Raw genomic sequence first — 14,520 nt, 5'->3', positions numbered from 1 at the left:
CGCTTGCGCCGGCCCCCGTGGCCGCACCAGCGGCCGCACCAAGGCCATCAGCCGCGTCGCCACCCCGCATACCCGCTGCGCTGCTGCCTTCGTACTGCATGCGCATCTGCGCCGCGCTGCGCAGCGGCACGGGCGGCGCGAACGGATCGTGGGCGTGCTGATACGGATAGTCCGTCTCCGACACCCACGGCAACGCGTCGAGCGGCAAGCGATAGCCCATCGGCGAATCACCGGGGATCAGATACATGCGGTCGCCGCGGAAATACCACGGCCCGGTCACCCAGAGCGGCCCTTCCAGCGGCAAATCGCGTTCGCGTGACAACGGCAGCACGTAGCCCGTCACCGCTGCCAACCCGCCGTCGAACACGCGCCGCAAGCGCACCCGCTCCATTTCATCGTCCAGCCGCGACTCTAAAGGATCGACGTTGACCGGCAGGCGCCGCTCGCGCCACAGGTAGTACCACGTGTCCTCGTAACCGGCCTGGATGAATTTCGCATCGAGCGACAGCTTGCCCGTCAGATGCGTCAGGAAACGTCGGGCGTCCTCCGCGCTATAGGTGCCCGGATCGCGTTCGTCGGCGAAGCGCGCCGGGTCTTGCCAGCACGGCTCGCCATCAGCGCGCCAGTACAAGGACAGCGCCCAGCGCGGCAACTGCTCGCCCGGATACCACTTGCCCTGGCCGATATGCAGAAAGCCGTTCGCGCCGTAGCGCGAGCGCAGCTTGTCCATCAGCGCGACGGCGTAGCTGCGCTTGGTCGGCCCGAGCGCGTCGGTGTTCCACTCGGCGGCATCGCGGTCGCGCACCGCGACGAAGGTCGGCTCGCCGCCCATCGTCAGACGCACGTCCATGCTGGTCAATTGCTGATCGACTTGCGCACCCATCTTCAGCACGTCGCCCCAGACTTCCTCGGTGTACGGCTTGGTGACGCGCGGCGTTTCCAGCACGCGCTCGATCGTCATGATGTGTTCGAACTCGACCTCGGACTCGTCGACCTCTCCCGAGATCGGCGCCGCACTTCCCGGCTCCGGCGTACAGGCCACCGGAATGTGGCCCTCGCCGGCCAGCAAGCCCGAGGTCGGATCGAGGCCGATCCAGCCGGCGCCCGGCAGATACACCTCGCACCACGCGTGCAGGTCGGTGAAGTCCACTTCGGTGCCACTCGGGCCATCGAGCGAGCGTGTGTCCGGCGCCAGCTGCAGCAGATAGCCCGAGACGAAGCGCGCTGCCAGTCCCAGTTGACGCAGCGTCTCGACCAGCAGCCAGCCGGAATCGCGGCACGAACCCGACGCGTTGGTCAGCGTCTCCTCCGGCGTCTGCACGCCCGGCTCCATGCGGATCAGATAGCGAATGTCCTTCTGCAGGCGCTGGTTCAACTCGACCAGAAAGTCTGCCGTGATCTTGGGCGTGCGGTCGATGCTCGCAACAAACTCGGCAAAGCGCGGCGTCATATCGCGCTTGACCATATACGGCGCAAGTTCGATCGCAAGCCCCGGCGCGTATTCAAACGGGAATTTATCGGCGGACGGTTCAAGGAAAAAGTCGAACGGGTTGTAGACGGCCATTTCGGCCACCAGATCGACGGTCACCTTGAATTCGCGGGTTTTCTCGGGAAACACCAGCCGCGCCTGATAGTTCGCGAAAGCGTCCTGTTGCCAGTTGACGAAGTGTTCAGCCGGTTCGACCCGCATCGAATAGGACAGGATGGGGGTACGGCAATGTGGCGCGGGACGAAGACGCACGACCTGGGGCGAGAGCCCAACGAGGCGGTCGTAACGATAATGGGTGACATGGTTCAACGCGACACGTATTGACACACCGGACTCCTGGGCGAAGGGTGGCAGCCCGCCAAAAAGCAAGCTTCATGCCGTTAGAAGAAAAACTTGCCGAATCGCACCTCGCGACACGCTTTTCCGTCGCCCGCACCAAAGCAGCGCACGACACGTGCCCCATCATGCACGTAATGTGCGTTAAAGCAGTGACGTCTGGCAATCGCGGCATGAAGCTTGCGAACGACAATGGGCGAAGTAGCAGCCGTTTACCTCTCGCTTTCCACCCGCTTTTTCTTGCAGGATCAACATGAAAACGTTCCACTGCAACCGCTGCGCGCATCTCGTGTTTTTCGAAAACGTCCAGTGCGAACGCTGTCAGGCGATGCTCGGCTATGTACCCGAACTCGACGAGATCAACGCCTTCGAAGACGCCGGCGAGGGCCGCTGGCGCAGCCTTCATCCGGACGCGGACGGCGCGCTCTACCGCCAGTGCCACAACTACGCGGTCGAAAACGTCTGCAACTGGATGATTCCCGCAGACGACCCCGATACGCTATGCCGTTCCTGCCAATTGACGCGCGTCATTCCCAACCTCACTGCGCCCGATAACCGACTCTACTGGTACCGGCTCGAGATCGCCAAACGGCGTCTGCTGTATACGCTGGCCGAGCTGGGTGTGCAGGTGCAATCGCGCAAGCAGAATCCGCAGGACGGACTCGAGTTCGAGTTTCTCGAAGATGGCGGCGACGGCCGAGTGGTGATGACCGGCCATGATAATGGCTTGATCACGCTGAATATCGCGGAAGCCGACGACGCATACCGCGAAAGCACCCGTACCGCGATGGGCGAGCCGTATCGGACGCTGTTGGGGCACTTTCGCCATGAGACCGGGCATTACTACTTCGACCGGTTGGTGGTCGGCACGCCTTGGCTAGAGCCGTTTCGAGCGCTGTTCGGCGATGAAAGCGCGGACTACGCCGCGGCCCTCGATGCCTACTATCGCGATGGCGCGCCCGCTGACTGGCAGCAGTCTTACATCAGCGCGTACGCGACCATGCACCCGTGGGAAGACTGGGCGGAAACCTGGGCGCACTATCTGCTGATCGTCGATGTGCTCGATACCTCGACGTCTTACGGCGTGGCCCTGCTGCCCAGCGACCCCAGCGAGCCGACGCTGAACGACCAGACGCCAGTGGAAGACGCCAGCTTCGAGAATCTGATGAAGCGCTGGTTTCCGCTGACCTACGTGCTCAACAGTCTGAATCGCAGCCTTGGGATGGCCGATGGTTATCCGTTTACATTGGCCGCGCCGGTGGTTGAGAAACTGCGGCTGGTTCACCGGATTATCGAGGCGTCGGGAGGCAAGGCGTATGAACCGAAGGCAGCGCCGGCGGTGGTTGCTGATGCAGCAGCGGAAGGCCTGGCGCCTGATGGGGAAGCGGCTGGCACGGTGTCGACCGGTGAGGCGCTCTCTGGTTTCGAGCCGTCAAGTGGACCCGTGCCCGGTGGAGTTGTGCCGGGAGGAGTCTCACCCAACGGAGCGCCTCCCGGTGAAGTTCCGCCCAGTGGAGCCTCGCCCAGCGGAGCGCCGTCCGGTAAAACTCCGCCTGGTGGAGCCTCGCCCGGCGAAATCCCGCCTGCGGAAACGCCCCCTGCCGGCTCGCCCCAGGACGCTGCGGCAAACGCGCCAACACTGGCCCCTTCCGGCGCCCAGACACACACGGTAACTCCTCCGCAGCCTGCGTCGCCCGTGACCTCACAACCGACCACCCAGCCTGCTCCCCAACCCGTCACACAGCCAGGCGGCTCAACTGACTCCATTACACCGCCGTAAGCCCAGGTCAAATCCAGTGATTTTTGGTGATTGACTGTAAAGCCCGGTGAGGTATCTGCCGTTATCCCGCTCATTCGAGCGGACTGCTGCAAGCACGGGCCAGCGCACATCGCGCCAGCCCGTGCCGCGCGCCGGCTTGCCCCGATCTGCCCCGCCGTAACCAGCGCGTCCTACCGCCTGTACCGAACGAGTGCCGCAGTCGAAGCCAAGCGCGGCGCCTCGCACCATCCGCCGAAATTGCGACCCTTCGGAACAAGGCAGAAGAGCGATGCGGACCGACTCAAGTCTGACGTTGGCAAAAGAGCGGCACCTCGCGGGCGACCTCGCGGGCGCCCGCGCGCTCTACGAAACCGTCCTCACCGACGACCCGGCCAACGCTGATGTGATGTTTCGCCTCGGCGTCCTCGGTCTCCAATGCGCCGCCTACGACGATGCGCTCGCATGGCTCGACCGTGCGCTAGCCCTCGCGCCGGAAATAAACCGCTACCACTTTGCGCGCGGCCAGGTACTGGCGGCATTGCACCGCTTCGACGACGCAATCGATACGTACCGCGCGCTGCTGTCCTTCGACGCTACCTCCGCTGACCTGTGGTTCGCGCTGGCCAGCGCATTGCAGTCCAATGGCGATATGCGTGCGGCGGCGAGCGCCTACGAGTCGGCGGTGACACTTGACCCGGCGCTGATCGACGCGCTAAACAACCTTGGAAACTGTTACCGGCAACTAGGTGAAGCCGCGCTCGCGCAAGCCGCTTACCGACGCGTGCTGGCGGTCCAACCACAACAAGCGGGCGCCCTCACCAATCTCGGCACGCTCCTGCAAGCGTGCGGCGAGATCGACGCTGCACTCGAACTGCTTGCTCAGGCTGTGACGGCAGCGCCGGACGAACCGTCCTGCCTGCTGAACCTCGGTGTCGCGCAGTATGAACAGCGCCACTTCGACGAAGCGGCGGCATGCTTCACCCGCACCCTGGAACTCGCCCCGCAGTTTCCCGAAGCCGCGTACAACCTTGGCAACGCACTGTACGCGCTGGGGCGTAGGCGCGAAGCCCAGGCGCAGTATCGCGATGCAATCGCGTTGAATCCGCAGCACGCCGATGCCCACAACAATCTGGGCAACGTCAGCAAGGAACTAGGCGAATACAAAGCGGCGGCGCAAGCTTTCGAATCTGCAATCAATACGCGCTCTGGCTTTATCGCGGCGTACAACAACGCAGGCAATCTGATGCGCGTGTTGCGCCGCCCCGCCGAAGCCGAGGCTTATTTCAGCGCCGCGCTCGCTGCCGATCCCAATCACTCGGCCTCGCACAACAACCTGGGAAACGTGCTGAAAGATTGTGGTGCGCTCGACGCGGGAATCGTCCACTATCGCCGCGCCATAGAAAGCGATCCGGACAATGTGGTCGCCCACAGCAATCTGGCGTACGCGCTGACGTTCCAGGCTGAACAGGGCGAGACGGTCTTCGATGAATGTCGCCGCTTCTCGGCTCAACACGAGACACCCCTGCGCGCCACGCGCCTGCCGCATACGAACGATCGCACGCCAAACCGGCGCTTGAGGATCGGTTACGTTGGGGCGGATTTTCGCGAGCACTGTCAGTCACTTTTCACGGTGCCACTGTTTTCGCACCACGATCACGAGCGCTTCGAGATCTTCTGCTATGCCAGCGTCGAGCGGCCCGACGCGTTGACGCAACGTCTCGCAACTTACGCCGACGTATGGCGCGATGTGCGCGAACTCGATGACGAACGCCTCGCCCAGCAGATTCGCGCGGACGGTATCGACGTCCTCGTTGACCTTGCCATGCATATGGCCGACGGCAGGCCGCTGCTATTCGCTCGTAAACCCGCACCGGTGCAAGTAGCGTGGCTGGCCTACCCGGGCACCACCGGCATCGAAGCGATCGACTACCGTTTGACCGATCCACGGCTCGATCCAATCGATGCATCCGCTGAGCCAGAGGCGTCAAGGCAATCCACGCACTACACCGAGCGCTCGCTGCATGTGCCCGATTCGTTCTGGTGTTATGACCCATTGACGGATGAACCCGTCGTCAACGCGTTACCCGCGTTGAGCGCGGGATATCTCACGTTTGGCTGCCTGAATAATCCTTGCAAGCTGACCGATCGCACGCTCGCGATGTGGGGCGCTGTGTTGCGAGAGGTTCCTGATGCCTGCTTGCTGCTGATGGCGCCTGCCGGCAACGCCGATCGCAGTCTGGCGCAGCGTATCGCCCGACAAGGCATCGACCTGGAGCGCGTCAGCTTCACGCCGTTTCAGCCGCGCGCCGATTATCTGCGCACCTACCATCAGATCGATCTTGGACTCGACACGTTTCCGTACAACGGACACACCACGAGTCTCGACTCGCTGTGGATGGGTGTGCCGATGGTCACGCGGATCGGCGAAACGGCGGTGGGTCGCGGCGGTTTGAGCCAGCTTTTCAACCTCGGACTGACCGAACTGGCGGGAGATTCAGATGAGGCATTCGTGCGTATCGCCGTGGAACTGGCGCACGATTGGCCCCGTCTGGCCGCGTTGCGCGAAAGCCTGCGCCCGCGCATGACGCAATCGCCGCTGATGGACGGGGCGCGTTTCACAGCGCATATCGAGGCGGCTTACCGGCAAATTTGGCAAACATGGTGCCGGCGCGATGCACCGGCACCCGAACTTTAATACGCGATATACGGACCTGTGCCGCCGGGCGTTGACTGCTGTTCGACTGCCGCGTACACGTTGCGTCCGTAAAAGAACGGCAGACCCCAGTCGAAGATCGTCGAGGTGACGAATGCGGGCCCCGCCAGCAACGGCATCACAACATCGCTGCCGTAAGTCTGCGTAAGGCTGATTGCGTTGCCGACATTAAACGACACTGCACTGGTGACACCGTTCACGCCTTCAATCGTCGCACTCAGCTGCTCGATCGAGGTCGGACAGTAATACGCGTTATCCGGGCTTGCGCAATCCGGCAGCGCAGTGCTCTGAAAGAACAGACCCGTCGAACCGCTGTCCATGATGCTCTTCGTGTAGGTGACGCCGTTTTGCACGGTAGTAAAGGTGCCGTTTGATGGACTCACCCCAATCACCTGTGCGCTGCCCAGTCCGTTATTCGACTGGGTGCCGATCCCGAACACCAGTTGGCCACTGAGCGAGGCCGCACCGTTCGATCCCACAGCGGGCAACTCCAGCACCGAGCCGTTGTTGTCCGTCGCGAAGTACGGAATGGGATTGGCCACCTGCAGATTTTCGGCAACCGCGAGTGACGTGCAGGTCGTTCCCGCGCATCCATAGTAGGTGGCGGGCACGGCTTTTTGCACGCAGTTCGAACCGCAATCGTGCATGAACACACCGATGCCAAGCACACCGTTAGCCGCCAGCGCCGTCGGCGTGTTGCGCGACGCGCCGACACTCATGCAGTCCGACGGCGTCGCACTGTAGCCAGGATCGATCACCTGAATCGGCAGCGACGATGCCGTTTCGCCGCCAATATGCACGTCGGCGAGCCGGACGGAACCCCACGTATAGCCATCGAAGAACTGCATGCATTCAGCGAGGTGATTGCCCTGCGCATCCTGTTGTTGTGGCAGCGCCATAGATGCCGGCAACTGCGAAGCAAACACGCGCAGTCCCCATGAACCGGTATCGACCAGCACGTGATCAATTGTCTGGCATTGCGTCGTCCCCGGCGCGCACACCGTCACGCTGACGAAAGGCATGTTCGGCACACCGGTCACGCCTGAATCGACGCTCACCGCCACCTCGTTGGCTGTAAGCGTCTGGGTGACTGGCGGGGTGGCCGAAACCGACTGCGTCGGCGCGGACGCATTCGCTGCACTGGTACTCGGGCTGCTACCACCACCCCCGCCTCCGCAGGCCGCGAGCAGCACAGAGAGCCCCGCAGCAGCGAGCAGTTTCCGGAACGAATCTGAATGACGCATGATCGCTCCTTTATTGAATGACGCTGACATCGACGCCAGCCGGTACCGCTTGCGGCAGATAGGCGTGGCCCACAAAGGCGCGCAAATGACCGCCCGAGAACACCACCAGATCATCGTTCGATACGGCAAGCGGTGTCGAACGGCGCGTCGCGGTAGCCGCGACGTATTGATCGAAGGCCGCACCGAGCGTCGTCTTCAGGTCGGGCAGAGTAGGACCGTCCCATGCGACGCCAAACACGATGCCGTTGGTCCCGACGTACTCGCGCACCACAGTGCCCGATGGCAGCGTAATCTGATGCACTGTGTACGCGGTTTGCGAAGCGACGGTATGAGCCGTGGCATGCATGCGTACCTGATCGTTGCCGACGCTACTGACGTTGCCGCCAAGCGTGGCCCGTGCAGGCAGGCAAAGTGCAAAGGTCGCCCCGACCAAGGCGCACGCAATGCCGGTATGAAGCCTCGTTTCCACGTGAATTCCTTCGAGGTGAACACGCTCGTGAGTCGCCGTGGCGATCACAAACGAAGAATGAGCGGCGCAAACCTCGACCCTATGTACACCAGAGGCATCGTGACGCAGGAGAGGATGCGTGAATGCGTCTACGGAATGGCGGCGCGAAACTTTAGTGAAGAAAAAGACGCGCTCGCAATCGTTTGGCGGCGAATCTAAACAGGCGGGGAATGATCTGGTGTTTGACCGAGAGGTTCAAAGCAATAGCCGGTGGCGTATGTAGAGCGATCGGCGTCCTGCATGGCGTTCAAAGCGAACACCCGTTTGACGTCAAAGACGCGGAAAAAAACACTACCCATTATTTCGGTGAGTAGCGCAATTATTAAGCGTTAACTTAATGAATGACAATCGGGGCCTCGCGGCATTTACTTCGTTATCCGAATTTAACTGATTTGTTTTAGAAAACCAGGGTGATTACTTCACGTCCTGCGAACTGTTACGCGATAGCAGAGAGAAAGTTCTGCGGTTTTCATCGAGGCACGACCGCCCAAAAGCACAATGCCGGTCCTGACGTCATGTCAGCACCGGCATTGTTCATTGTTGCTAGCGCAACCGCATCGGGCACACGCAAGTGACTCGATGCCCTGTTTCTGTTACGTCTTCGGTTGCAAAAGCGTCTTGAGTTCCTGCACGTTCTCTTCGACACGTTTGGCGATGACTGCGTACGACTCGGCCTGCGACTGATAGGCCGCCTGCGCGAGTTGCTGCATGTCGGCCAATGCCTTGTGCAAGGTTTGCTGGACGAGCTCCGCCGTTTGCGCGGAAGGTGCACCCCCGGAGGTACTGAACTGAGTGGCCATCGACTGCAGTTCGCTCAATGTCGAGCGCAGCATCTCGGCCTGCTTCTGCGCGAGCGACTGCATGCCCTGCAAGGCGGCCTGATTCGCCGTGACCAGTGCTTCGACATCCTTGCGTCGCGCTTCCATGATGGCGGGCACGTCAAAGCCGGGGAGCTTGAACTGCTCGAGCATTTTGGTGAAATCGCCAAATGGATTGGCGGCGTCAGGTCGTTCCATGCTAAGTCCTCCTGGGCAGGTAGTGACAGGCCAACCGCTCGCCACTGAAGGCCCGTGCGGGCCGATGAGTGCGCCTGGGTCAGCTTCGATTGTGCCGCGTTACGTGACGACAGCACACGGTGCAATCATGCGCCTTCCTTCCCTGTTGCGCCAGCAAAGGGCCGGAACGCATGTTTTATGGCAATGAGAAGTCGGCCTTCGCGTCGGGCGAAGTTCCTATACGCGCATGCCCATTCCATGCCAGGCAAACACGGCTTGGCGAAACGTTTTAGCTTTCAATCCGCGTTTTTCGCACATCGCTGTAAACCTAATGAAATCGCGGCTCCGCGGCTCTTTATCCGGTAAGGCAAATGTGCAGCGCGTCCCTCAAGAACCCTCCCCGCAGGTCGTTTACAGAGTCATGCCTCTGCATCGTAGACGCCCTTTTGTTAGACAAGATTTCGTAACACATCCCCCGCAGAGCACGCTCTTCCCCACCCAGTACAGGTATTTCGAATGAACAAGCTGACGAACTCCATCAAGTTCAAGATCATTCTCGCGCTCGGCGCGTGCATCGTCTTGATGATTGCCATTGGATTGATGGGGGTGCGGGGTCTCGCCACGTTGAGCACCGACATGACCTCGATGTACACGGACAGCACGGTGCCGATCGAAGATCTCGCTGCCACTCAAGCCGACGCGCTGAGGATTCGCCTTTGGCTGAACCGTCTGTCGACGATCCACGATCCGAGCGACCAGAAGCAAGCTGCTGGTCAGATCCGTGACCTGCAGAAAAAACTCAACACGGCGTGGACCGACTACTACCCCGCCAAGGTTTCGGATCCTGACGAGCGCAAAATCGCCGACCAGATCGCCACGCAAGGCGCCGATTTCAAATCACTCACGGATACCGTGCTCGCAGCGGTCGATGCAGGCACGCTCGATTCTGCCGGTGCGACAATCGACAAGGTGCGCGATGTCGGTAACGCGTACTCCGATGCCGTCAATCAGGACATCGACATCAACGGCACCCAGACCAAGCAACTCGCCGAGAACGGTGTCGATACGTATCACATGCTCTTGTGGGTCGCGATTGGCGCGATCGCTCTTGGTCTTGTCATTGCTGCCGCCGCATCGGCGTTTCTGCTGAAGGCGATCATGGGCCCGCTCGAATCAGCCGTGCAGGTCGCGCGGCGTATCGCCGAGGGACAGCTCGAAAACGAACTCTCGATTCAATCGAAAGACGAATTCGGTCATCTACTCGGCGCGCTCAAGCAAATGGACACGCAACTCGCGGAGATCGCACGCGGCATCAAGAGCTCAAGCGAGTCCATCATGATTGCGTCGAGCGAAATCGCCTCGGGCAATATGGATCTGTCCTCGCGGACTGAAGAGCAGGCGGCGTCGCTGGAGGAAACCGCGGCCAGCATGGAAGAACTGACCGCCACCGTCAAACAGAACTCGGAAAACGCGCGCCAGGCCACCACGCTCGCCGGAAACGCTTCGGAGGTGGCGGACAAGGGCAACGCAGTGGTGGAAACGATGCTCGTCACGATGGGCGAGATCACCGCCAGTTCGGCAAAGATTGCCGACATCACCACGCTGATCGAAGGCATTGCCTTCCAGACCAACATCCTCGCCTTGAACGCCGCCGTCGAAGCAGCGCGCGCGGGCGAACAGGGACGCGGCTTCGCCGTGGTAGCCGGCGAAGTGCGCAGTCTCGCGCAACGCTCGTCGAGCGCCGCGAAAGAGATCAAGGACCTGATCCAGAGTTCCGTGACCACGATTCACAATGGTTCGACGCAAGCGCAGGAAGTAGGCCGCACCATGGCCGACGTGCAACAGGCCATCAAACGTGTCGCGGATATCAACGCCGAGATTTCCGCTGCCTCTGACGAGCAAAGCCGCGGCATCGAGCAGGTGAATCAGGCCGTCGGTCAGATGGACGAAGTCACGCAGCAAAACGCTGCGCTGGTCGAAGAAGCGTCGGCTGCTGCGCAGTCGCTTGAACAACTCGCCGCGCAGCAAAAACGCGCGGTTTCCGTGTTCAAACTCAGGGAGGGGCATTCCGCGCCGACCGCGGCACGTGCCGTCACGACACGATCTATCCAGAAGCCCAAGGCGGCAAGCAAACCGCGCACAGCGCTGCTGCGTCCTGTCCTGAAGCAAGCCCCTGCGGCACAGGCGGCTCCGTCGGCAATGGCTCAAAGCAGCGCAGATAACTGGGAAACTTTCTAACCCGGTTTTTAACGCTAGTTTTTTACGGATGTTTCAATGCGGGCCGCCGAGCGTCGAGCAAGGCGAGCCCGTGCAAGTTTGTGTAAGTTACAGCCGGGCTGCAGTAACCCTACAGAAGTTCATCTCGACTATCGTATGAAGGGGTCGGCGCACTGTCGCGCCGACGCTGAACCGATGGAATCGAGATCATGCAAAAGGCTCTTTTCGCTGCGGCACTTGCCGCGCTCATGACGCTTGCCGTGTCGTCCGCCAGTGCGCAGGACGCGCCCCCTCCTCCGCCCATGCAAGGCCACGGCCAACCGCCGCACGGTGATGGCTTCCAGCCGCCGCGTGGTCCGGGGTTCGCTGCGATTAACGATCTGGAACAACTGCGCCGCCTGTACGCCATGGCCGGACGCGAAACTGAAATGGTCGCGGTCTACCATGACGTGCTGAACAAAACGCAGGATCCGATGCTGCGCCACTTCGCGTACGAGTCGCTTGCGCGCGAGCAACTGAAGCCGGCTAATCCGGATCAGGCCATTGCGACGCTGCGCACCAGTCTTGCGGAAGATATCGCCGCGGCTAACCGCGCGCCTCACGGCGGCCGGCCTGGTGGGGATGGCCCAGGACCTGAGACGCCGTCCGCCCCGCCGCAGCAGTAACGCAGCCGTCATCCAGGGCTTGCGGCGCCGATACAGCGCTCCGTAGTGCGTTCGCGCATCGCGGAGCGTCGTATCATCTGCATCTTGCCATCCACCGTCGCGTACTATGCCCGTCGCTGCATCACCCCAGAACGAAGCCGCCTCGCGGCCCGGTCACTCGCCCTCGAATCGTCCGCCTTTACGGTTTTCAAAGCCTTACTACGTCAACGCGTCGTTGCGTCTTGCGGCCGCCACGCTGTGCGTAGCGCTCGCGGCATGCAGCACGGCGCCGACCTCACCTGCGACGCAAACCCGCATCGACCCGGTCAGCCTCTTCCCCATGGCCGCTTACGACCAGAACGTCGATCACTGGCTCGACCCGGCAAGCCCCACGTACGATCAGCCGTTTCTAAGCGCCGACGAGCAGCGCAGCCACTTCGATGCGCTGCGTACGCGCTATTTCGGCACTGCTGCGGATGCGCCATCCCCCTGGAACAGCACCTACATCGACACACGGGTCTATAGCCACAACGGCGCCGACATCGCTGCCTTGCAGCGCCGCCGCATCGCTACGTTCGATAACCGCGACAAGCCCGAGAATCAAATCGGCTACGGCCAGAACTTCCGTGCACATACGCCAGCGTGGATCGACGCCATTGCACAGAACATGGGCGTCGAGCAGTTCGAACACGCGCCCAGCTATGACGCCGCACGCCGCGCGATCGCCACGGACAACGTGCTCATACGCGAACTGCCGACCATGGACCCGTCGTTCTACGATCACCGGCTCGCGGGAGAAGGCTATCCGTTCGACAACCTGCAGATCTCGGCAGCGCGGCCAGGCACGCCGCTCTATGTGCTCGGCAGCAGCCTGGACGGCGGCTGGTACTACGTGCAGACACCCGACGTGCAAGGCTGGGTACGCAGCGACAAGGTTGGCATGGTCAGCCCATCGTTCGTCGACATCTGGCGTAGCGCAGCGCGCAGCGGCCTGGGCGCCGTGACCGTCGCATCGGCGCCGGTGCGTGATAGCCAGGGCGTGTTTCGTTTCGACGCGCCCGCCGGCACACTGCTTCCCGTCGCGCCCTTCGCGCCGGGCGAAGCCACAACGCAGATCAATGTGATGGTTCCCGCGCGCGATGCGAATGGCAACGCCATCGCACGCATCGCGCCGCTCACCGATGAGCAGATCGCGACCGCACCGCTGAGCGCCACGCCGCGTCATCTGGCGATGCTGCTAAAGACGCTGATCGGACGGCCATACGGCTGGGGCAATAGCGGCTTTTACAATGACTGCTCGTCCGAACTGCAAAGCATCTTCGCCACCTTTGGCGTCTGGTTGCCGCGCCATTCGTCGACGCAGATGAGCGCCGGGCAGATGACCGATCTGTCGTCATCGACGCCCGCCGAGCGCCTCGATTACCTCGTGCAACACGGCGCGCCGATGCGTACGCTCGTGTATATCGGCGGCCATGTCATGCTGTATCTGGGCAACACCACACGCGATCATCGGACGGTGCCAGTGGTCTATCAGGACGTGTGGGGCCTGCGGCCTGCGGACAACAGTCGCCGGGCGGTGATTGGCGGCTCCGTGATCCTGCCGCTGCTCGTCCATATTCCCGAAGACCCGAGCCTGCAATCGCTGGCGGGCACGCCAATTTTCCAGATCAGCATTATCGGTTCGCCTTCTGCAGGCACGCCGGTTCAACCCGACGACGATAATCCCGCGAGTTGACACATACGCGCATCGCGGGACGTGGCACGGCCCGCGCGGCTTGTTACGTCTGGCGCGGCCGGTAACCTCCCCAAGCACATCTTGCGAGCATTCACGAAGCACAAGCTCGCCGGACGCTCAATTCCGTAGTTCCCTCCCCTCTGGCATGAGAAGTGCTGAGTAAGCCTCAAGCGCAGAGGACCTGGCACCTCTGCAAAAATTAATCAGACATGACGGAGGCGTTATGTTGGGAACCATTCTGCTAATCGTATTGATCCTGCTGCTTATCGGCGCCTTTCCTGCATGGCCACATAGCCGTTCCTGGGGCTACGCACCGACCGGCACGATCGGGATTGTCGTTATCGTCGTGGTCGTACTGGTCGTGATGGGTCAGATATGACCGGTATCCCTGCATAGACGATTGAGAGCGCGCGGCGCCCGTTCGGACCGCGTGCGCTCTCACATCCGCCGCTGACCATGCCCGCATGTTGCGACGTGAACATCGTCAAACGTGAAGGCTCGAATACAACCCACCAGCACTTTTTTACATGGTCCCAGCAAGCCTTGACTAGCCCCGCCCCGGACAGCATCAGCGTACGGGCGCACTTATCAATCCTTGGTGACACAGCGTGGCGCACGTTCGACGTGCGCCGCCAGCATGACCGAACGACGCAAAGACTCGACGCGTCTCCATCGGGCAACGAGCGGCACACCGCTTGCGGCCGTTCAAGGTGTGCAGACGGCCGGTTATCGGCCAGCCGTTTGCGACTTAAATTAACCCGACGGAGGATTTAAAAATGAACAGCACAACGAAGAAACTTCTGGCTTCCGCGCTGGTGATGGCGCTCTCCGGCGGCGTGTATGCCCAGGCAGGCGGCGGTGGTGGCGCGGGCGGTGGAGC

9 protein-coding genes and 1 pseudogene are annotated in these 14,520 nt (G+C 61.7%); 6 read left to right on the top strand and 4 right to left on the bottom strand.

Annotation, left to right across the window (positions count from 1 at the left end; all coding sequences use genetic code 11):
* The coding region (locus WCA85_RS10025; RefSeq protein ID WP_424063352.1) for a transglutaminase family protein at window positions 1-1,816 on the bottom strand (1,816 nt) is incomplete at its 3' end.
* Window positions 1,817-2,078: 262 nt separating this feature from the next.
* Here WCA85_RS10025 and WCA85_RS10020 point away from each other — a divergent pair.
* Together WCA85_RS10020 and WCA85_RS10015 are read left to right on the top strand one after the other, a co-directional pair.
* A pseudogene (locus WCA85_RS10020) lies at window positions 2,079-3,137 on the top strand (zinc-binding metallopeptidase family protein); the annotation flags it as partial.
* Window positions 3,138-3,873: 736 nt separating this feature from the next.
* On the top strand, window positions 3,874-6,279 hold the full coding sequence (locus WCA85_RS10015) for a tetratricopeptide repeat protein (protein ID WP_424063351.1): 2,406 nt from the start codon (window positions 3,874-3,876) through the stop codon (window positions 6,277-6,279).
* Here the strand turns inward: WCA85_RS10015 and WCA85_RS10010 are convergent.
* The 3 genes from WCA85_RS10010 to phaP form a co-directional block, all read right to left on the bottom strand.
* Window positions 6,276-7,541, bottom strand: a complete 1,266-nt coding sequence (locus WCA85_RS10010) for a DUF3443 domain-containing protein (RefSeq protein WP_424063349.1) — start codon at window positions 7,539-7,541, stop codon at window positions 6,276-6,278. The two genes, WCA85_RS10015 and WCA85_RS10010, sit on opposite strands and share 4 nt — an antisense overlap.
* Before the next feature lie 10 nt (window positions 7,542-7,551).
* Window positions 7,552-8,010, bottom strand: coding sequence for a DUF2844 domain-containing protein (locus WCA85_RS10005; protein ID WP_424063347.1), 459 nt, complete (start codon window positions 8,008-8,010; stop codon window positions 7,552-7,554).
* Between the two features lie 632 nt (window positions 8,011-8,642).
* Window positions 8,643-9,065, bottom strand: a complete 423-nt coding sequence (gene phaP, locus WCA85_RS10000; RefSeq protein WP_424063345.1) for a TIGR01841 family phasin — start codon at window positions 9,063-9,065, stop codon at window positions 8,643-8,645.
* A 495-nt stretch (window positions 9,066-9,560) separates the two neighbouring features.
* Here phaP and WCA85_RS09995 point away from each other — a divergent pair, with 495 nt between their 5' ends.
* From WCA85_RS09995 to WCA85_RS09980, 4 genes are all read left to right on the top strand, one after another.
* Window positions 9,561-11,282, top strand: a complete 1,722-nt coding sequence (locus WCA85_RS09995) for a methyl-accepting chemotaxis protein (RefSeq protein ID WP_424063344.1) — start codon at window positions 9,561-9,563, stop codon at window positions 11,280-11,282.
* 188 nt (window positions 11,283-11,470) lie between these two features.
* Window positions 11,471-11,926 carry a hypothetical protein gene (locus WCA85_RS09990; protein WP_424063342.1) on the top strand — a complete coding sequence of 152 codons (456 nt, stop codon included), beginning with the start codon at window positions 11,471-11,473 and terminating at the stop codon, window positions 11,924-11,926.
* Between the two features lie 106 nt (window positions 11,927-12,032).
* Window positions 12,033-13,640 (top strand): SH3 domain-containing protein, encoded by a 1,608-nt coding sequence (locus WCA85_RS09985; RefSeq protein ID WP_424063341.1) that lies wholly within the window; start codon window positions 12,033-12,035, stop codon window positions 13,638-13,640.
* A gap of 223 nt (window positions 13,641-13,863) precedes the next feature.
* A complete protein-coding gene (locus tag WCA85_RS09980; RefSeq protein ID WP_117332350.1) occupies window positions 13,864-14,019 on the top strand; it encodes a DUF3309 family protein in 156 nt (51 codons plus the stop codon).
* The last annotated feature ends 501 nt before the right edge of the window (window positions 14,020-14,520 follow it).

It is taken from the genome of Paraburkholderia sp. (genome assembly GCF_049581445.1).
GTDB lineage: Bacteria > Pseudomonadota > Gammaproteobacteria > Burkholderiales > Burkholderiaceae > Paraburkholderia.
This window is presented reverse-complemented; position numbering and strand designations above follow the sequence as displayed.

Bases quoted from the DNA above. Each gene is read 5' to 3' on its own strand.
- WCA85_RS10015 (WP_424063351.1), top strand. From the start codon at position 3,874: ATGCGGACCGACTCAAGTCTGACGTTGGCAAAAGAGCGGCACCTCGCG.
- phaP (WP_424063345.1), bottom strand. From the start codon at position 9,065: ATGGAACGACCTGACGCCGCCAATCCATTTGGCGATTTCACCAAAATG.
- WCA85_RS10010 (WP_424063349.1), bottom strand. From the start codon at position 7,541: ATGCGTCATTCAGATTCGTTCCGGAAACTGCTCGCTGCTGCGGGGCTC.
- WCA85_RS09980 (WP_117332350.1), top strand. From the start codon at position 13,864: ATGTTGGGAACCATTCTGCTAATCGTATTGATCCTGCTGCTTATCGGC.
- WCA85_RS09985 (WP_424063341.1), top strand. From the start codon at position 12,033: ATGCCCGTCGCTGCATCACCCCAGAACGAAGCCGCCTCGCGGCCCGGT.
- WCA85_RS09990 (WP_424063342.1), top strand. From the start codon at position 11,471: ATGCAAAAGGCTCTTTTCGCTGCGGCACTTGCCGCGCTCATGACGCTT.
- WCA85_RS09995 (WP_424063344.1), top strand. From the start codon at position 9,561: ATGAACAAGCTGACGAACTCCATCAAGTTCAAGATCATTCTCGCGCTC.